This window comes from Micromonospora parva (assembly GCF_040649675.1).
In the GTDB taxonomy this organism is placed as follows: Bacteria; Actinomycetota; Actinomycetes; order Mycobacteriales; family Micromonosporaceae; genus Micromonospora; species Micromonospora parva.
Genome location: NZ_JBEZFX010000006.1, coordinates 165306 through 184049 on the forward strand (window position 1 = coordinate 165306; position 18744 = coordinate 184049).

The 18744-nt window shown below is 72.6% G+C and carries 14 protein-coding genes; 9 read left to right on the forward strand and 5 right to left on the reverse strand.

Going from position 1 to position 18744, the window contains the following annotated elements:
• Positions 1–82: 82 nt before the first annotated feature.
• The 3 genes from AB0C03_RS16925 (at position 83) to AB0C03_RS16935 (ending at position 1663) form a co-directional block, all read left to right on the forward strand.
• Positions 83–475, forward strand: a complete 393-nt coding sequence (locus AB0C03_RS16925) for a hypothetical protein (RefSeq protein ID WP_030328678.1) — start codon at positions 83–85, stop codon at positions 473–475.
• A gap of 64 nt (positions 476–539) precedes the next feature.
• On the forward strand, positions 540–1298 hold the full coding sequence (locus tag AB0C03_RS16930; protein ID WP_030328676.1) for a HipA family kinase: 759 nt from the start codon (positions 540–542) through the stop codon (positions 1296–1298).
• Positions 1295–1663 (forward strand): DUF3037 domain-containing protein, encoded by a 369-nt coding sequence (locus AB0C03_RS16935; RefSeq protein WP_357637594.1) that lies wholly within the window; start codon positions 1295–1297, stop codon positions 1661–1663. The genes AB0C03_RS16930 and AB0C03_RS16935 overlap by 4 nt, the downstream gene beginning before the upstream one ends.
• 288 nt (positions 1664–1951) lie before the next feature.
• Here AB0C03_RS16935 and AB0C03_RS16940 read toward each other — a convergent pair whose 3' ends face one another.
• The gene (locus AB0C03_RS16940) at positions 1952–3874 is read right to left on the reverse strand and encodes an anthranilate synthase family protein (protein ID WP_210865328.1); all 1923 of its coding nucleotides are present in this window, start codon (positions 3872–3874) and stop codon (positions 1952–1954) included.
• A 204-nt stretch (positions 3875–4078) separates the two neighbouring features.
• On the opposite strand from AB0C03_RS16940, the gene AB0C03_RS16945 reads away from it, so the two are divergent.
• From AB0C03_RS16945 to AB0C03_RS16955, 3 genes are all read left to right on the forward strand, one after another.
• Entirely contained in the window at positions 4079–5491 is a 1413-nt protein-coding gene (locus AB0C03_RS16945) for an FGGY family carbohydrate kinase (protein ID WP_030328670.1), read from the forward strand.
• 99 nt (positions 5492–5590) lie between these two features.
• Positions 5591–8134, forward strand: a complete 2544-nt coding sequence (locus tag AB0C03_RS16950) for a sensor histidine kinase (RefSeq protein WP_210865327.1) — start codon at positions 5591–5593, stop codon at positions 8132–8134.
• Positions 8131–8553, forward strand: coding sequence for a roadblock/LC7 domain-containing protein (locus AB0C03_RS16955; protein WP_030328666.1), 423 nt, complete (start codon positions 8131–8133; stop codon positions 8551–8553). Before AB0C03_RS16950 ends, AB0C03_RS16955 begins: the two co-directional genes overlap by 4 nt.
• A 79-nt stretch (positions 8554–8632) precedes the next feature.
• Here AB0C03_RS16955 and AB0C03_RS16960 read toward each other — a convergent pair whose 3' ends face one another.
• Positions 8633–9976 carry a GH1 family beta-glucosidase gene (locus AB0C03_RS16960; protein WP_030328664.1) on the reverse strand — a complete coding sequence of 448 codons (1344 nt, stop codon included), beginning with the start codon at positions 9974–9976 and terminating at the stop codon, positions 8633–8635.
• An 842-nt stretch (positions 9977–10818) separates the two neighbouring features.
• Here AB0C03_RS16960 and AB0C03_RS16965 point away from each other — a divergent pair.
• The gene (locus AB0C03_RS16965) at positions 10819–13725 is read left to right on the forward strand and encodes a glycoside hydrolase family 48 protein (RefSeq protein WP_210865325.1); all 2907 of its coding nucleotides are present in this window, start codon (positions 10819–10821) and stop codon (positions 13723–13725) included.
• Between the two features lie 333 nt (positions 13726–14058).
• On the opposite strand, the gene AB0C03_RS16970 is transcribed toward AB0C03_RS16965, so the two are convergent.
• Positions 14059–14667: a DUF3159 domain-containing protein gene (locus AB0C03_RS16970; RefSeq protein ID WP_387217959.1), complete on the reverse strand. Its 609-nt coding sequence runs from the start codon at positions 14665–14667 to the stop codon at positions 14059–14061.
• Between the two features lie 230 nt (positions 14668–14897).
• On the opposite strand from AB0C03_RS16970, the gene AB0C03_RS16975 reads away from it, so the two are divergent.
• Positions 14898–15785: a phosphatase PAP2 family protein gene (locus AB0C03_RS16975; RefSeq protein WP_030328658.1), complete on the forward strand. Its 888-nt coding sequence runs from the start codon at positions 14898–14900 to the stop codon at positions 15783–15785.
• A gap of 8 nt (positions 15786–15793) precedes the next feature.
• Positions 15794–16462 carry a maleylpyruvate isomerase N-terminal domain-containing protein gene (locus AB0C03_RS16980; protein WP_357637601.1) on the forward strand — a complete coding sequence of 223 codons (669 nt, stop codon included), beginning with the start codon at positions 15794–15796 and terminating at the stop codon, positions 16460–16462.
• 36 nt (positions 16463–16498) lie between these two features.
• Here AB0C03_RS16980 and AB0C03_RS16985 read toward each other — a convergent pair whose 3' ends face one another.
• Complete coding sequence (locus AB0C03_RS16985; RefSeq protein WP_357637604.1) at positions 16499–17362, reverse strand: DUF1028 domain-containing protein; 864 nt, start codon at positions 17360–17362, stop codon at positions 16499–16501.
• Positions 17363–17409: 47 nt separating this feature from the next.
• Positions 17410–18630, reverse strand: coding sequence for a low temperature requirement protein A (locus AB0C03_RS16990; protein ID WP_357637607.1), 1221 nt, complete (start codon positions 18628–18630; stop codon positions 17410–17412).
• Between the last annotated feature and the right edge of the window lie 114 nt (positions 18631–18744).

The window sequence follows — 18744 nt, forward strand, 5'->3', positions numbered from 1 at the left end:
GCTGGTGGGAGGCGTAACCGGGGTCTTCGGGGGAATGCGGCTCGCCGGAAGTGCGCGCGCCGCGCGTACGGAAGGGATTCTCATGACTGCCGCAAGCGAGCCGGCCCGGGGTGCCGGCGTAACGGCCGGGTCCCGCGGCCACCGGGGGGACGCCCGCGCCAAGACCAGCGCCGCAGCGACCTTCGCCCTGGTGTTCGGAGTGGCCGGCCTGTTCAGCGTGTTGACGGCGATCCTCGCCTGGCTGGGGCTGGTGCTGGGCATCATCGGGATCATCCTCGGCATCGTCGGGCTCAAGATGGCGCGCCGACCCGGGGTCACCGGTCGTGGCGTGTCCATCGGCGGCCTGGTGCTCAGCATCCTGGCCGTGCTGATCGGGCTCGGCCTGGCCGCGGGGATCACCACGTTCGTCAACAACGAGAACGCGGTGAACCGCCTGCAGACCCAGGTCGACAAGCTGCGCGACAAGCTCGACTGACCCACGTGTGCCGGTCCGGGCCGGCCCGCCCACCCGTCCCGGGCAGCACAGTAGGGTGGGCGGCGTGCTCCGCCAGGTCACCGCGATCCGCTACGTCACCCCGCTCCGCGAGGGTGGGTCGCTGCCGGGCGTGGTGGAGGCCGACGACCTGGGCACCTACGTGGCGAAGTTCCGCGGCGCCGGGCAGGGGCCCAAGGCGCTCATCGCCGAGGTGATCTGCGGCGAGCTGGCCCGCCGGCTGGGGCTGCGGGTGCCGCCGCTGGTGGTCCTCGACATCGACCCGGTCATCGGGCGGGCCGAACCCGACCAGGAGGTGCAGGAGCTGCTGCGCGGCAGCGGTGGCGCCAACCTCGGGATGGACTTCCTGCCCGGGGCGCTGGGCTTCGACCCGGTGGCGCACCCCGTCGACCCGGCGCTGGCCTCCCGGGTGCTCTGGTTCGACGCGTACGTGGAGAACGTCGACCGCAGTTGGCGCAATCCGAACCTGCTCGTCTGGCACCGGGAGCTGTGGCTGATCGACCACGGCGCCTCGCTGTACTTCCACCACAACTGGCCGCGCGCCGACGCCGCCGTGCACCGCGCCTACCGCGCGGACGACCACGTGCTGGCGCCGTACGCGTCGCGGCTGGCCGAGGCCGACGCCGAGTTGGCCCCCCAGGTCACCCCGGAGCTGCTCAGCGAGGTGCTGGCCCTGGTGCCGGGGGAGTGGCTGACCGCCGCCGACTTCGACACGGCCGACGCGGCGCGCGAGGCGTACCTGCACCACCTGACCCGCCGGGTCGCCCGCACGGCCGACTGGCTGCCACCGGGGAGCGGGGCATGAGGCAACCCTTCGAGTACGCGGTGATCCGGCTCGTACCCCGCATCGAGCGCGGCGAGCAGATCAACGTCGGGGTGTTGCTCTACTGCCAGCAGCGCGACTACCTGGCCGCGCGGACGCACCTGGACGCCGACCGGGTTCGCGCGCTGGCACCCGACGTCGACCTGCCGGCGGTGGAGGCGGTGCTCGACTCCTGGGACCGGACCTGCTCCGGTGACGGGCCGGCGACCCGGATGCGCCTCGGTGAGCGGTTCCACTGGCTGGCCGCGCCGCGCAGCACGATGATCCAGACGGGGCCGGTGCACACCGGCCTCACCGCCGACCCGGCGGCCGAACTGGACCGGCTGATGGCGACCCTGGTCCACTGAGCGCGGGCGGGGCGGACCCGGTCCCCTGATCGCGCTACGCCAGCTCCGTTGCCGGCGGAGCGCGATCCCCCGTTCAGGCGCCCGGTGCGGGGCGACGGCTCGATCCCGCCGGCACCGATGGCATCAGGATCGTCGTCCGCGCGCGGCGCCGGGCCGGAACGACCCGGAAGTTGCGGAAAAATTGAGCCGGCGGCCGGCTGACGGACGAGGGTGACCGGTGGCGCGGGCGGGGGCTCTCGGCCCGTCCGCGCCACCGGTCCATCCAGCCCTACCCCCGGGGCACTGTGACTATGCGCCGTCGCGCGTCGCGGACAGCGCCTGCGTACGCGCCGCCGGCAGCAGATCGGCCAACAGCTCGCTCAGCACGGCGAGCCCGTCCGGGCTGAGCACCGACTCCGCGTGGAACTGCACCCCGGCGAAGCCGCGCCCCCGCAGGGCGTGCACGGCACCGTCGCCCGGGTCCCGGGCCAGCTCCACCGGCCCGTACGCGGTGGCCAACCGGTCGGCCTCGGCGCGGGCGGTGAACGTCGAGTAGAACCCGACCCGGCGGGTCCGCCCGAACACCGGCACCTCCCGCTGCAACCCCTGGTAGGGCGCCTCCCGGCGGTGCAGCGTCAGCCCCAGCAGCCCGGCCAGCACCTGATGGCCGAGACAGACCGCGAGGGTGGGACGACCGGTTGCCAGCAGCCCGGTCAGCAGCGAGCGCAGCGCCACCATCTTCGGCGCGTCCGCGCTGCCCGGGTCACCCGGCCCGGGACCGGCCACCACCAGGTCGTAGTCGTCGACCGGGCCGCTCGCGTGCCACGGCCGGGTGGTCACCGCGAGGCCCAACGCGCTCAGCTGGTGGGCCAGCATGGCGGTGAAGGTGTCCTCGGCGTCCACGATCAACGCCCGGCGGCCGACCAGTGCGGGCAGTCCGGGCGCGTCCGGTGACCGCTGGTCCAGCCAGAACCGCGCCAGCGGTGCGTTACGCGCGGCCAGCGCGTCGCGTACCGCCGGGTCGTCGGCCAGCCGCGCGACCGGCCCGCGGTCGCCGACGGACGCCGCCGGACCGAGGCCGAGCGCGGCCAGCACACCGGCGGCCTTGGCGTGCGTCTCGGCCACCTCGCCGGCCGTCGTCGAGTGCCGGACCAGGGTCGCGCCGACCGGCACCCGCAGTCGGCCGGTGGGGGAGATCTCGGCGGTCCGGATCAGGATCGGGGCATCGAGCGTCTGCCGGCCGGCCTCGTCGTGACCGAGCAACGCCAGCACACCGCCGTAGTAGCCCCGACCCCGGCGCTCGTGCCGGGCGATCACCCGGCAGGCGTTCTCGATCGGGCTGCCCGTCACGGTGGGGGCGAACATCGTCTCGCGCAGCACCTCCCGCACGTCCCGGGTGCCCCGCCCGGCGAGCAGGTACTCGGTGTGCGCCAGGTGCGACATCTCCTTCAGGTACGGCCCGATCACCTGCCCACCGTGTTCGGCGACGGTGGCCATCATCTTCAGCTCCTCGTCGAGCACCATGTACAGCTCCTCGACCTCCTTCGGGTCGGCGAGGAAACGCAGCAGGGCCGTCCGGTCCGCGACGCCGCCCGGGCAGCGGAAGGTGCCGCTGATCGGGTTCATCATCACCAACCCGTCGTCGACGCTGACGTGCCGCTCCGGGCTGGCGCCGACCAGCGTGCGGGTGCCGGTGTGCACCACGAACGTCCAGTACGCGCCGCGCTCGCCGACCAGCAACCGGCGCAGTGCGGCCAACGCGGCCCGCAGCGGCGGACCCTGCACGGTGGCGTGCAGGGCGCGGTGGATCACGAAGTTCGCGCCCTCGCCCCGACCGATCTCCTCGGACAGCACGCGCTGCACGGTCCGCGCGTACTCCTCGTCGCTGACGTCGAAGCCGGCGTCGGTGGTGTGGACCGGCTCGTCGGGCAGCGCGGCGAGGGCGTCGGCCAGTGCGATCCGCTGGTGGGCGCTGACCTGGAGGAACTCCAGCGGGGCACCGTCGTCGACGCAGGCGAAACCACGTTCGGTGATCTGCCGGTACGGCACGAGGGCCAGCGTCCGGGCCCCGGGTGGGCCCGGCGGCAGCGGAATGTCGGTGAGCCCCTCGGCGGTGTCGACCGGGCCGGTGAACAGGTCCAGTTCGTCAGCGCCGTCGCGGCGCAGCAGCGCGAAGGGGCCGGGGTCGACGCCGTGCGTGACGGCGGCGAGCAGGTCGGTCAGCTGGGTCATCGGAATCTCCGTCGGGCCGGGTGCCGCCCTCGGGCGGCCCTGGAACCGGGAGATCCGGCGACCGCCTCGATGGCGGCCGCGTGGATGGAGCTACGCGCGGGGGATGGCCGCCGGGTCGGCGGGCCACCAACTGGTCAGGTGCGCGAGCATGTGATCCACCCTACGCGCCCGTCGCCCCGCTGGCACGGGGTAACTTGACCGGCGATGAACATTCTCGCGCTCGACCTGGGCACCTCCTCGGTACGCGGGCTGGTGCTGGACGCGGACACGCAGCCGCTGCCCGGCGCACTGGCCCGCCGCAAGGTCGACCTCGCCATCGGCGACGACGGCACCGGCACGCTGTCCGGCCGGGACTACCTGGCGAGCCTGGTCGAGTGCCTGGACGAGCTGGCCGAGTCGGGGCACCTGCACGACGTCGACCTGGTGGCGGTCTCCGCCCAGTGGCACTCGGTGCTTCCGCTGGACCGCGACGGCGCTCCGCTGGGCCCGGTGGTCACCTGGCTGGACACCCGGCCCGCCCCGGTCGGCCGCACCGCCGGACCGGCGGACCCGGACGGCTTCCACCAGCGCACCGGCTGCTGGTGGCACCGGTCGTACTGGTCGATGCGGTTGCCCTGGTTGCGCGAGCAGTCCGGCACCCCGATCGCCCGGTTCGTCGGTCTGCCCGAGTACGTGCTGGGTGAGCTGCTCGACACCGCGCCCATGTCGATCTCCCAGGCCTCCGGGACCGGTCTGCTGGATCTGCGCACCCTGCGCTGGGACGATGAGGCGCTGGCGCTGGCCGAGGCGACACCGGCGCAGCTGCCGCCCCTCGGCGAGCTGGACTGGCACGGCCGGCTCCGGGTCGACCTGGCTCGTCGGTGGCCGCAGCTGGCGCAGGCCCGCTGGTCACCGCCGGTCGGTGACGGAGGGGCGTCGAACGTCGGCTCGGGCTGCGTCGACCCGAGCCGGGCCGCCGTCACAGTGGGCACCTCCGCAGCCGTACGGCTGATGCAGCGGATCCCGGCCGGCGAACCGATGCCCCGCCTGCCGGAACGGTTGTGGCGTTACCGGGTCGACCACGACCACGTGGTGACCGGTGCCGCGTACGCCAACGGCGGCAACCTCTTCGCCTGGGCGAACCGGGAGTTGCGGTTGCCCCAGGGCGCGGAGTTGGACGCGGCGCTGGCGCTGGTGCCGGCGGGCGGTGGTCGACCGGCGGATCCCCGCTTCGGCGGCGACCGGGCACCCGGGCTGGCCCCGGCGGGCAGCGGAGCGCTGCGCGGGCTCAGCTTCAGCACCACATCTGTCGACATCCTGGCCGGGCTGATGCAGGGGCTGTGTGAGCTCGTCGCCGACGACCTCGGGGTGTTGGAGTCCACCATCGACAAACCGGTCGGCGTGGTGCTGGGCGGCGGCGCGGTTGCCGCCTCGGTGTGGTGGCGGCAGGCCTTCGCCACCGCGCTCGCACCGCGACCGGTATCGCATCAACGCAACCCGGAAATCGGCGCCACCGGTGCCGCGTTGGTCGCGCTGGGGCGCTTCGGTGACGCGATCGAGCTCGCCGACATCGGCCGGACGGACGAGCTGGTTTTACCGACCACGGCAGGACGGTCCCACCCGCAGTATCCTTCCTGAACCTCGGCCTCGCCCGGGCCGTTGACAGCGGTACCGAGCCTGGTTGGATGGACTGCGCTCCCCCGACCGCGGTGGACGCGGTAGGACGGAGGAGGCAGGGTGGCGGCAGGTCCCGACCCGGCGAACGGTGCGGTGTCGAACCATCGCCGCCGCCGCTTCGACGTCCGAGTCGTTCCGCATCGACGGCGGTCACCGTTCCGGCTGCGCGACTGGCGGATGAGCACGAAGCTCGCCACCGTGCTGGTGGTGCCGTCGATGGCGTTCCTCCTGCTCGCCGGGGTGCAGACCAGCACGCTGGTGGGGCGGACGACGGCGTTGAACGACTTCTCCAGTCAGGTCGGCATCGGCCGCCAGATCACCGCCGCGGTGCACCACCTCCAGCAGGAGCGCGACCGCTCGGCGGGGGAGCTGGGTGAGCTGCGTAAGGGTGGTGACCGGCAGGCCGCCGCGAACGACCTGAAGCCGTTGCAGGCGGCCACCGACAAGGCCATCGTGGACCTCAGCCGGGCCGCCGAGCCACTGGCGGACGCGGACGCCTCCTGGCGGGTGGCCTTCTCGGAGGCGTTGGAGGCGTACGACCAGGTGGTCGACATCCGCGCGGCGATCCCACCGGCGGTGCTCAGCAGCGAGACCATCCTGAGCAACTACCACCGGGCGGTCGGGGCGTTGCTCGACCTGCTCGCCGAACCGACGCCGGGTCAGAACCAGCCGGCGCTGAACGACGCGGTGCTGCGCTACGTCCAGCTGGCCCGGGTCAAGGAGCTGTCCTCCCGGGTGCGGGGCCAGCTCTACGCCGCCGCCCGCGCCGGTGCGTACGGCACCGAGGACCGGGTGATCCTCGCCGACCTGCGCGGCCAGCAACTCACCGCGCTCGGCGCGTTCCGGGTGGCCGCGACCAGTGCGCAGATCCGCCGCTACGACGAGACATCGGTGTCGCCGATGTTTCTGGTCGCCACCGATCTGGAGGAGCGCAGCCTGTCCTCCGGTGGCGCGTCGCCGCAGGTGCTCCCGTCGGAGCAGTGGTGGTCGGCCAGCCAGCAACGCCAGGAGTCGCTGCGCCAGCTCGAGGCGGGCGTGCTCGACGACGCCGTGCGGCAGGCCGAGGAGGCCAGCGCCGACCAGCTGCGGGCGACCCTGCTGGTGGTCGGCGGGGTCGTGACGGTCCTGCTGGCCGCCCTGCTGATCTCGTTGCTCATCGGCCGGTCGGTCGCCCGGTCGATGCGGCTGCTGCGCAGCCAGGCGCTGCGGATCGCCCAGGTCGAGTTGCCCGACGCCCTGGACCGGCTGAAGACCGTCACCGGCGGGGTGCCCCGCATCGAGGTCGCGCCGGCGGTGGTGCGTTCGCTCGACGAGATCGGCGAGCTGGCCGAGGCGTTCGTGGCGGTGCACCGCAGCGCGGTCACTGTCGCCGTCGAGCAGGCGCTCATGCGGCGTAACGTCAACGCGATGTTCGTCAACCTGGCCCGGCGCAGTCAGGTGCTGGTGGAGCGCCAGTTGGAGCTGCTCGACGACCTGGAGCGCGAGGAGAGCGACCCGGACCAGCTGGAGAACCTGTTCAAGCTCGATCACCTGGCCGCCCGGATGCGCCGTAACGACGAGAGCCTGTTGGTGCTCGCCGGCACCGACTCCACCCGCCGGTGGAACCGGCCGGTCGGTCTCGGTGCGGTGCTGCTGGCCGCCGCCGCCGAGATCGAGCAGTACCAGCGGGTCCGGATCGAGTCGGTGGCGGACGTGCACGTGGTCGGGCACGCCGTCGGCGAGCTGGTGCACCTGCTGGCCGAGTTGCTGGAGAACGCCACGGCCTTCTCCCGCCCGGACACCGTCGTGGTGGTGACCGCCCGGGTCGGAGCGGGCGGTCCGCTGATCGAGATCGTCGACCGTGGTCTGGGCATGAGCCCGGCCGCGCTGGTGCAGGCGAACGAGGTGCTGGCCAGCCCGCCGGCCGCGGACGTGGCGGCGGTGGAGCGGATGGGGCTCTTCGTGGTCAGCCACCTGGCGGCCCGGTTGGGCCTCCGCGTGCGGTTGGAGGGCGGCGAGGATGGCCTGGTCGCCCGGCTCGTCCTGCCCGCCGAGTTGCTGGCTGCCCCGGGCAACGTGGAGCTGGACGCGCCCCCGTCGGCGCGGATGCTGGCGGCGAGCGCGGCGCGAGGGCTGGCTGCGCAGCCCGGGGCGGGCTGGCCGGGCGCTGCCGCCGCACCGGGCAACGCGGTGCGGGACCTGCCGGTCGCCGGCCGCCCGCCGGGCGTCGGCGTGCCGCGTCAGGGCCGCCCGATGCCGGTGCGCGCCGAGGACGTGCTGGCCCCGGCCACTGCCAACGGCAACGGCAACGGTGGGGGCTGGTATTCGCGGCAGGGCCCGACCTCGCCGGTGGTGCCCGCACCGGCGGCGCCACCGACCATCCCGGTGACCGCAGGCACCAACGAGCGGGGACTGCCGGTGCGGGTGCCCATGGCGCAGTTGAGCGCTGTCACCCGTTCGGCCCAACCGATGACGGCACCGACCCGCACCGACCCGGACCCGGAGGCGGTCGGCGGCATGCTCTCGCGGCTCTACAGCGGAGTACGGCGCGCCGAGGCTGAGGACACCACCGAGATACCCGTGCCACCGTCCGGGGGGCACGACGAAGGGGGACGACGACAGTGACGACGTTGAGCCAGGAGGCGCGTGACCTGAGCTGGCTGGTGAGCGCGTTCGCGGAGCGGGTGCCGGGTGTGGCGCACGCGGTGGTGGTCTCCTCCGACGGGCTGCTGGTGGCGATCTCCGATCACCTGCCGCGTGACAACGCGGACAAGCTCGCCGCGGTGACCTCCGGGCTGATGAGCATCACCGCGGGCGCGGCCCAGATGTTCGACGGCGATGTCGTCAAGCAGACGGTGGTCGAGATGGGCCGTGGCTACTTCCTGGTGATGCAGATCCGCGACGGTTCGATTCTGGCGACCTTGGCGGCCGGTGACGCGGACATCGGCGTGGTGGGCTACGAGATGGCCCGGCTGGCGAAGCAGGCGGGGGAGATGCTCACCCCGGCCCTGCGGGCGGAGTTGCAGCAGGCGCTGCCCCGCTGAGTGAGCCGGCCGAGCCCGGACGGTCACCGGCTCACCCGAGCCGAGCCGTCCGGGCCCGGCGGTCCGGGTGGCGGCGCGTTCAGAAGCCGCCGTCGGCGATGACGGAGCGGTACCAGGTGGCGCTGCTCTTGAGCACCCGCCGCTGGGTGGGGTAGTCGACGTAGACCAGGCCCCAGCGCTGGTCGTAGCCCTGGTCCCACTCGAAGTTGTCGAGCAGTGACCAGACGTGGAAGCTCTCCAGCGGCACCCCGTCGGCGATGGCCCGGTGCGCCGCGGTGAGGTGGTCGCGCAGGAAGCTGATCCGGCCGGTGTCCTGGACGGTGTCGTCCGCGTCCAGAGTGTCCGGGGTGGGCAGCCCGTTCTCGGTGATGGTGAGCGGGATCGGGCCGTAGTCGCGGGTGATCCGGGTGAGCAGGTCGTACATCCCCTCGGGGTAGATCTGCTGCCACTCGGCCTCGGAGGTCGCCCACCGGTGCGCGGTGCCGCCGTCGGCGGTGACGTAGATCGGGGTGTAGTACTGCACGGCCAGCAGGTCGACCGGCGCGGAGATGACCTTCAGGTCGCCGTCGCGGATGCCCTGGACCATCCGGCTCTGGGGGCCCAGGTCGGCCAGCAGGTCCTCCGGGTAGCTGCCCTTGAACAGCGAGTCGAGGTAGAGGCGGTTCTCGTAGGCGTCGTAGAGGTGGGCGGCAGCGGCCGCCTGCGGGGAGTCGTCGGCGGGGTAGCAGGGGTGCAGGTTGAGCGCGGGGCCGATCCGGCTGTCGCTGCCGGTGGCCCGCAGCGCGCCGACGGCGAACCCGTGCGCGAGTTGCAGGTGGTGGGCGACCAGGTAGGCGGCGTCCGGGTCCTGCCGGCCCGGGGCGTGGTGGCCGGTGAGGTAGCCGTTCTGCACCACGGTCTTGGGCTCGTTGATGGTGAGCCAGGACGGCACCCGGTCGCCGAGGGCGCGGAAGACCACGTCGGCGTAGTCGGCGAAGCGGTGGGCGGTGTCGCGCGACTCCCAGCCGCCGGCGTCCTGGAGCGCCTGGGGCAGATCCCAGTGGAAGAGGGTGGCCATCGGGGTGATGCCGCGCTCGTGCAGACCGTCGAGGAGGCGGCGGTAGAAGTCGAGGCCGCGCTGATTGGGCGTGCCGGTGCCGTCGGGTTGGATTCGGGGCCAGGAGATGGAGAAGCGGTAGCTGCGCAACCCGAGGTCGCGCATGAGGTCGAGGTCCTCGGCGTACCGGTGGTAATGGTCGATGGCCACGTCGCCGGTGTCTCCGTTGCGGGTGCGCCCCGGGACGCGGCTGAAGGTGTCCCAGACCGACTCGCCGCGCCCGTCCTCCTTGGTGGCGCCCTCGATCTGGTACGCGGAGGTGGCCGCGCCCCAGCCGAAGTTGTCCGGGAAGCGCAGCGGGCCGGCGGGCCCAATAGGTATCGACATGGATTCTCCTCATGGATACGGGGCCACCGCCGAAAGATTCGGGAGCGCTCCCATGATAGGGCAGGCGCTGCCGGCTGGTCAGCCGGCCGTCATGGCGGCCGGCGCTGGCGAGTGGGAGACGGATGTGGCCCCGAGCAGCGAACGAGGCCGTCCGGGCGGCGCGGCGCGCCTGTCCCGTCGGCCTCTTTTCCTATCGTGTACGGGGGTTTAGTGTGGGGACGGGGGAGGGCAACCCCCGTCCCCACCGTAACTGCACACACACGGGCGGAATTTGGGTCCTGCCGTGCGTGTCGCGCGGGAGCCGGGCCACGCGAGTGGCTCTGGTTCCACCTCCCTCCCTGTGGCGGGACGATGGCTGACGACGGCGTCCGGGCTGGCCCGTCGTCGGCCCTCGGTCTGGTTCCCTGAGCTCGTCAGAGACGATCCCAGCGATCTTCTTGTTGGAACCTTGTCGATGGAAGCGCTCCCATCGACCGATGTTGCGACTGTAACGCCCGTCACGCCTTTGTGAAAGCCCCAAAACGAGATCGAAACAAGGAGCTGATCCGAGGCTCCGTGCGCTTGTTGTGGGAGCGCTTCCATGGCACACTGTCGATTCGACGCGACAGGAGCCACATCGCGTGAGTGCGGGTCCACCGAGGGCAGCCGGCAGCACCAGCTCCGGTCACGGTCACCCGATCAGCCGGCGGGACCCCTCCCGTGCGGGCTCGCACCGCCGAACCCCGGCCGGGCCCGGGGGAGACCACCTTCCCGGCGCCTCGACATCCCCGCGGACCACCACCCACGCGGGCAGGCGCCTCGCCGGGGACCGTCCCGGCCCGGTCCGAGGAGACACCGCGCACATGAGACAACTGGCACGACGCCGTCGAGTGGCGATCATCGCCGCCGCCGCGCTCGCCATCGGCGGGGTGACCCTGCCCGCTGGCGCCGCACAGGCCGCACCCGCCTGCGACGTGGTCTACGCGACCAACGACTGGAACACCGGCTTCACCGCCAATGTCACCATCAAGAACCTGGGCGACCCGATCACCAACTGGACGCTCAAGTGGACCTTCCCGAACAGCGGTCAACGGGTCACCCAGGGCTGGTCGGCCCGGTACAGCCAGACCGGCAGTGAGGTCACCGCGACCAACGAGTCGTACAACGGCAACCTCGGCACCGGGGCCTCCACCACCATCGGCTTCAACGGCGCCCACACCGGGAGCAACCCGAAGCCCACCGCGTTCACCATCAACGGCACCCCGTGCAACGGCACCCCGGCCAACCAGCCGCCGACGGTTTCGCTCGGCCTGCCGAGCGGGCCGTTCACCGCGCCGGCCGACGTGCCGCTGACCGCCACCGCCAGCGACCCGGACGGGACGATCAGCAAGGTCGAGTTCTACCGCAACGGCCTGCTGATCAACACCGACACCAGCGCCCCGTACGCCTACACCCAGGAGGACCTGCCGGCCGGCAGCTACACCGTGCAGGCCAAGGCGTACGACAACGCCAACGGCATCGGGGTCGACGAGAAGGCGTTCACCGTCGGCGCCGCCAGCGGCCCGACGCTGGTCGCCACGCCGTCCGCGGTGAGCGTCGCCGAGGGTGGCACCGCCACCTTCAACCTGAAGCTCAGCGCCGCGCCGACGGCCAACGTGCCGGTCACCCTCACCCGCACCGGTGACACCGATGTCACGGTCTCGCCGAGCACCGTCACGCTGACCCCGAGCAACTGGAACACCGGGGCCACCGTCACGGTCGCCGCGGCCGAGGACGCCGACACCGTCGGCGGCGCCGCCACCATCACCGCCACCGCCACGGGTCTGGCCTCGCTGGCGGTCACCGCCACCGAGATCGACAACGACACCCCCGGCGGCGACAACACCTACATCGCGAAGTTCCTCGAGCAGTACGGCAAGATCAAGAACTCGGGTTACTTCAGCCCCGAGGGCGTGCCGTACCACTCGGTGGAGACGCTGATCGTGGAAGCCCCCGACCACGGTCACGAGACCACCTCCGAGGCGTTCAGCTTTTGGCTCTGGCTGGAGGCGAACTACGGGCGGGTCACCCAGAACTGGGCCCCGTTCAACAACGCGTGGACCGTGATGGAGAAGTACATCATCCCGACGCACGCCGACCAGCCGACCGCCGGCTCCGCGGGCACCCCGCAGTACGCCGCGGAGTACAACCTGCCCAGCCAGTACCCCTCGGCGCTGGACCCGAACGTCCCGGTCGGCCAGGACCCGCTCCGCTCGGAGTTGCAGTCCACCTACGGCACCGGCGACATCTACGGCATGCACTGGCTGATGGACGTCGACAACACCTACGGCTTCGGCCGCTGCGGTGACGGCACCACCAAGCCGGCGTACATCAACACCTTCCAGCGGGGCACCCAGGAGTCGGTGTGGGAGACCGTCCCGCAGCCGTCCTGCGACACCTTCAAGCACGGCGGTCAGTACGGCTACCTCGACCTGTTCGTCAAGGACACCGGGGCCCCCGCCAAGCAGTGGAAGTACACCAACGCCCCGGACGCCGACGCCCGCGCCGTGCAGGCCGCGTACTGGGCGCTGACCTGGGCCAAGGCGCAGAACAAGCAGGCCGACGTCGCGGCCACCATCACCAAGGCCGCCAAGATGGGCGACTACCTGCGGTACGCGATGTTCGACAAGTACTTCAAGAAGATCGGCAACTGCGTCGGGGCCAGCACCTGCCCCGCAGGCAGCGGCAAGGACTCGGCGCACTACCTGCTGTCCTGGTACTACGCCTGGGGCGGCGCGTACGACACCAGCCAGAACTGGTCCTGGCGGATCGGCTCCAGCCACAACCACTTCGGCTACCAGAACCCGTTCGCGGCCTGGGCGCTGACCAACACCCCGGAGCTGGCGCCGAAGTCGCCGACCGCCGCCAGCGACTGGACCAAGAGCCTCGACCGGCAGCTGGAGTTCTACACCTGGCTGCAGTCCGCCGAGGGCGGCATCGCCGGTGGTGCCACCAACAGCTGGGACGGCAGCTACGCCCAGCCGCCGGCCGGCACCAGCACCTTCTACGGCATGTTCTACGACGTCGACCCGGTCTACAACGACCCGCCGTCGAACCAGTGGTTCGGCATGCAGGCCTGGTCGATGCAGCGCATCGCCGAGCTGTACCTGCAGACCGGCAACGCGAAGGCCAAGGCGCTGCTGGACAAGTGGGTGCCGTGGGCGATCGCCAACACCACCCTCGGCACCAACTGGTCCATCCCGTCGGACATGGCGTGGACCGGTCAGCCGACCACCTGGAACCCGTCCAACCCGCAGCCCAACACCAACCTGCACGTCGAGGTCACGGTGAAGGGCCAGGACGTCGGCGTCACCGCCGCCTACGCCCGGACCCTGATCGCGTACGCGGCCAAGTCGGGCAACGTCGCGGCGAAGGACACCGCCAAGGGGCTGCTCGACGCGCTGTCGTCCGCCAGCGACGCCAAGGGCGTGTCCACCACCGAGAAGCGTGGCGACTACCGGCGCTTCGACGACGTCTACAACGCGTCCACCGGACAGGGCCTCTACGTCCCGTCGGGCTGGACCGGGAAGATGCCGAACGGCGACGCCATCGCCGCCGGCAAGAGCTTCCTGGACATCCGGTCCTTCTACAAGAACGACCCGGACTGGCCCAAGGTGCAGGCGTACCTGGACGGTGGTCCGGAGCCCGAGTTCAACTACCACCGGTTCTGGGCGCAGGCTGACGTCGCCATGGCGTACGCCGACTACGGCAGCCTGTTCCCGAACGGCTGATACGACCCGGGGTGGGTGGCGTGGACCGCCCACCCCGGGGTCCGGCCCGGTCCGCGGAACGACGGACCAGGGCTGGCGGACGGCCTGACACCCACGGTCAGGCCGGGGTGGGCCGGCCATCTGGCCGACGCAGCGGATCGGCTGGCCCGCCCCACCGCCCGGACTGAAGCTAGCCGCGAAAAAGCCCAGAAATTCGGGCCGTCGCGGGATCACACCGAGGTCCGTGACGGAGTAACGTACGTCACCGGAGAGGCCGCTCCCCCCGTGGCGGCCTCTCCACTTTTGCAGCGAGTCCGCGCCGCCCCGCCGCACCGGCGAGGCGGCGCGACCGGTTCAGCGAGGCGGCGCGACCGGGTGACGCAGCCCCGGGTGCCCGGCCGGCAGCGAGCGCCGCAGCACCACCCAACTCAGTGCCAGCGCCGCCGCCACCAGCGGCCAGGTCAGCGCCACCCGGGCCACCACCAGAGCGAGCACCTGCCCGCCCAGGTAGAGCGGCACGAACACGGCGACCCGCAGCAGGTACGTCGCCGTCCACACCCAACTCGCCCGGCCGTACCCGCGCAGCAGCACCGGGTCGCGCCGCCATCGGGCGCGCTGGCCCAGCACCGCGCCGACCAGCACACCGAGCAGTGGCCACCGCACCACGATGCTGACCGTCCACGCCAGAGCGCTCGCGGCGTTTGACAACACCTGGATCAGAAAGAAGTTCTCGGCCCGACCGGTGCGCACCGCGATCAGCGCCGCGACACAGACGGCCAGCAGCCCGATCAGGACCGAACGCGGCCGGTCACCCCGACGCAGGCGTACGCCGGCCACCACCGCGCCCACTGCCAGCGCCGCGCCGACCCCGCCCCACAGCGACTCGCCGCCCCACAACCACCCCGCGGCGAACGCCAGCGGCGGCAGTGTGGCGTCGATGGCGCCGCGTCGCCCGCCCAGCAGATCCGTCAGCGACTCGGCCCGCGCTGGCTCTCCCGGACCGGTGTCGGCGCCGGCCCGCGCCGGCCCTTCCAGCCCCGGATCGCCGCCTCCGCGCTGCTCCGGACCGGGCTCGGCCGGGCAGCTGTCGCGCTCCGGTGTTCCGCTCACCACCGCCTCCTCACCTCCGGCACAACCTAACCGGCGATTGGTGGCGGGCCACCGCTCGGACCGCCGACACCTGCCGCTACGGTGTGCGGATGCGCGCGACGGCACGGGGTTGGACCGCGGTCTGGTTGGTCGTACTGGCCCTTGTCCAGGCGGCTGCCTTCCTCGCCGTGTGGCGGGTGGCCGTGCACCTCGAGATCGGTCAGTGGGTGGACACCGTCGCCCTCACCGGCAACCGGATCGGACAGGACACCATCGATGGTCCGGTCGACCGGATCCTCAACGCGATGTCGGTCGTCTCGCTGCTGGCCGCCACCGCGATGATCGGCTTCATCGCGTTGATCCGGGGGCGGATCGCCCTGGCGATCACCGCGACCCTGCTGATCGCCGGAGCGAACGTCACCACCCAACTGCTCAAGTACGGGCTGAACCGCCCCGACTTCGGCCTCGACCCGGAACGCGCGGCGGTGGGCAACAGCCTGCCCAGCGGGCACACCACGGTGGCCGCCTCGGTGGCGGTCGCGCTGATGCTCGTGCTGCCGCGCAAGGTCCGGGCGGTCGGCGCGTTCGTGGGTGCCGGCTACGCCGCCGTCGCCGGAGTCGCCACCCTCTCCGCCGGCTGGCACCGGCCCAGCGACGCCGTCGCCGCGTACCTGGTGGTGGGTGTCTGGGCGGCGTTGGCCGGGTTGCTCCTGCTGATCACCCAGCGGGAGCAGGCCGAGGTCGCCCCCGGCGACGCGCACCGGGTCGCCGCGCTGGTGCTCGGGGTGGTCGGCCTGCTCGCCCTGGTCGCCAGCGGACTGTCCCTGTCCTGGCTGATCGAGCTACGCGGCACCGGGCCGCAGGAGTTGTCCCGCCGGCCGTTGTTCGTCGGGTACGCGGGCAGCGCCGCCGGGATCGCCGGCACGATGGCCGTGGTGATGGCGCTGGTGCTCACCGTCGTGCACCGGCTGGTGCCCCGGGTCAAGGGCTGAGCCGCCCGGTGGAGCCGACCCGGGCGGCGTTCTCCGCCGAGTGCGCGCGGTTCACCGAGGTCCTGACCGAGCTGACCGACGATGATCTCGGCCGGCCCACCGACTGCCCGCCGTGGACCGTCGGGGAGCTGATCGCGCACACCCGCACCGGGGTCGGCCGACTGACCGACATGCTCGCCGCGCCCGCCCCGCCACACGCCGAGGTGGACGCCGCAGGCTACTTCGGCGCGGCGAAGTTCACCGCCGAGGTCGACGCCGACCGGATCGCCGGCGGGCAGCGGGACGCGCTACCGGTGGACCGGGCGGCGCTGGCGACCGAGTTCGACCGGGCCTGGCGGGCCACCGAGGCGGCCGTCGCCGCCGCCGCGCCCGACCGGGTGGTGCGAACCCGCCACGGCGACGCGATGCGCCTCGGCGAGTTCCTGCGGACCCGGGTCGTCGAGGTGGGCGTGCACGGGTTGGACCTGGCCGCCGCGCTGGGCCGGTCGCCGTGGCTCACCCCACCGGCGGCGGCGGTCATCGCCGAGCTGCTCACCGGCGGACGACCGACGCCGGCTGGGTTGGGCTGGGACCGGTTGACGCTGATCCGCAAGGCCACCGGCCGGACGGCAGTGACCGTCCCGGAACGGGCAGCGGTCGACGCCGCCGGCTTCCGCTGGCTGGCCTTCGGCCGCTGACGGCCGGCCCTGCGGTCCGGCGCCGGTGTCGCTGAATCAGCTCGCCGAGCGGGGCGCGGGGACGTGCGGGGCGACGCCGCGCAGGTGCGTCAGCACCACCGGGTCGATCCGCCCCGGCACCAGCCGTTCCTCCAGGTTCTCCAACCCGGCCCAGGAGATCAACGCCGCTTCCGGGTCGTCCTCCCGCGCCGGATGACCGAGCGCGGCGAGCAACGCCGCCACCTCGGCGGCGACCGCGCCGGTGAGGTCGAGCAGGGTGGCCGGGTCCGGCCGGCCGAACAGCATGGTGTGCACCGACAGCAGACGACCCAGCTCGGCCACCGGGTCGGGGTGGTCGTCCACCCGAAGGTCCACCACCACATCGCTGGTGCCGCCGTACCCGCCGCCGCGCTCGACCACCAGCAGGCCGGCGCTCTGCCGCCCACGCCGGTCGCCGCCGGCCTCGTCGCCGGCCCGCAACGCGGCCACCAGCCGCTCGGCGAACGGCAGCGCCGCTCCCGCCTCCCAGGCCGCACCGAGGGCGTCGACGACCTCCGGCCCGGTGAGCACGTTGCCCTGCGCGGCCCAGCCGTCGCCGGTCCGCCCGCCGGCCCACGGGTGGCAGGCCGGCCCCGTCCAACTGGCCCCCGTTCCGGTGGCCCCCACGACGCCGAGTTGACGATGGTCCCGCTCGGGGTCGGCGGCGATCAGCCCGGTCACCACGTCGGCGGCAGCCACCCCGGTGCGTAGCAGGGTGAGACCCTGCGGGCGGTAGGCGAGGTTCACGTGCGCCTGGGTGGCCAGCGCACCCACCTCGGCGGCGGCGGCCGGCACCAACGCCCCGGCGGCGAGGAACTTGCTGGCGACGGCCACGCCGTGCAGGCGGCCGTCGGCGGAGCGGGCGACGAGCGAGAAGGTCACCGGCCGAGAGTAACCCTCCGGTCCGGCACGGCATTCGCGCGCAACGCTCAGAACGGTGGCGTGGCGGCCTCCGGTGGGGCGCCGTGCGCCCGCCGGGCGTCGGCCACCGCGACCGCCGCCAACACCAGCGCCCCGAGCGCTGTCGCGAGCACACCGGGCAGGTGCAGCAACGGCACCGACGACACCACCAGCACCGTGAGGGCGATCCACCGGGACGGGGAGACCCGCGCGAACACCTCGTACTCCAGGCGGGCCCGGCCGGCCAGGAACAGGGCCGGGCCACCGAGCACCATGGCCAACCACGAGCCCGGGATCCGCTCCAACGGAGCCTCGATGATCAGCTCGTAGCCGATCGCGGTGCACGCGAGACCGATCACCATCACCAGGTGGGTGTCGGCCGCGGACCGGCCGATATTGGCGGGGTGCCAGGCCTTCATCACCGCCTCGCCCAGGATCCGCCCGGCCCGCTGCACATAGATCCGCCACAACATGATCGAGGTGGCCAACGCCAGCGCGAACGCCCAGGCGTGCCCCTTCTCGTACGGCCCCTTGCTGTACGAGAAACCGGCCACCAGGATCGTCTCGCCCAGCGCGACGAGGAAGAACTGCTGGTACCGCTCGGCCAGGTGCTCCCCGGCGATCTCCCACTTGGAGATCGTCGAACGACCCAGGCCGGGCACCGGCCAGCCGCAGCGGGCGGCCAGGTACTCGAAGCCCAGCGCCACCGACCAGAGCACCACCTGCGCGTTGGTGCTCAGCATCGCGCCGCCGATCCACAGCACCCCGCTGACGGCGTAGATCACCGCCATCCGCACCTTCAACCGGCGGTACGGGTGCGCGCCCAGCGCGACCGACAGGATCACCGGCCGGGTCACCTGCGCGATCACGTACGCCACCGCGAACATCAGCGCGGTCTCGCTGAACGCCCGGGGGATCGCCACCCCCATCACCATGCTGCACACCAGCGCGGTGATCACCACGGTCTGCAACGGCACCCGGTACGGGTCGTACCGGCTGGTCGTCCACGCGGTGCCCTGCCAAACCGCCCACAGCGCCAGCAGCAACAGCAGCGTCTTGCCGCTGCCGGTGATCGTCCCCCAGCCGTGCTCCCGGCCCGGGTCCTGAGTCAGATCCTCGAACGCGCGTGCCGAGATCCGGGTGAGCGCGAAGACGTACACCAGGTCGAAGAAGAGTTCCAGGAACGTCGCCCGGCCGGGCGCGGCCGCGGCCGGGACCGGCTCCAGGCGTCCCGCCGCCCTGGAACCCATGGTCAGCGGCCTGCGCCGTCGGTCCGGTCCACCTCGAAGTGGTAGCACCTCCCACTGGGCCGCACGGCCGGAAACCGGCGATTCTGCCCAACCCGGGGATCTTGCCCGGGCCGT

What these genes read in the sequence shown, in the direction of transcription:
- AB0C03_RS16945 (WP_030328670.1), top strand. Translation starts at nt 4,079, where the DNA reads ATGAACATTCTCGCGCTCGACCTGGGCACCTCCTCGGTACGCGGGCTG.
- AB0C03_RS16940 (WP_210865328.1), bottom strand. Translation starts at nt 3,874, where the DNA reads ATGACCCAGCTGACCGACCTGCTCGCCGCCGTCACGCACGGCGTCGAC.
- AB0C03_RS16960 (WP_030328664.1), bottom strand. Translation starts at nt 9,976, where the DNA reads ATGTCGATACCTATTGGGCCCGCCGGCCCGCTGCGCTTCCCGGACAAC.
- AB0C03_RS16935 (WP_357637594.1), top strand. Translation starts at nt 1,295, where the DNA reads ATGAGGCAACCCTTCGAGTACGCGGTGATCCGGCTCGTACCCCGCATC.
- AB0C03_RS16925 (WP_030328678.1), top strand. Translation starts at nt 83, where the DNA reads ATGACTGCCGCAAGCGAGCCGGCCCGGGGTGCCGGCGTAACGGCCGGG.
- AB0C03_RS16990 (WP_357637607.1), bottom strand. Translation starts at nt 18,630, where the DNA reads ATGGGTTCCAGGGCGGCGGGACGCCTGGAGCCGGTCCCGGCCGCGGCC.
- AB0C03_RS16965 (WP_210865325.1), top strand. Translation starts at nt 10,819, where the DNA reads ATGAGACAACTGGCACGACGCCGTCGAGTGGCGATCATCGCCGCCGCC.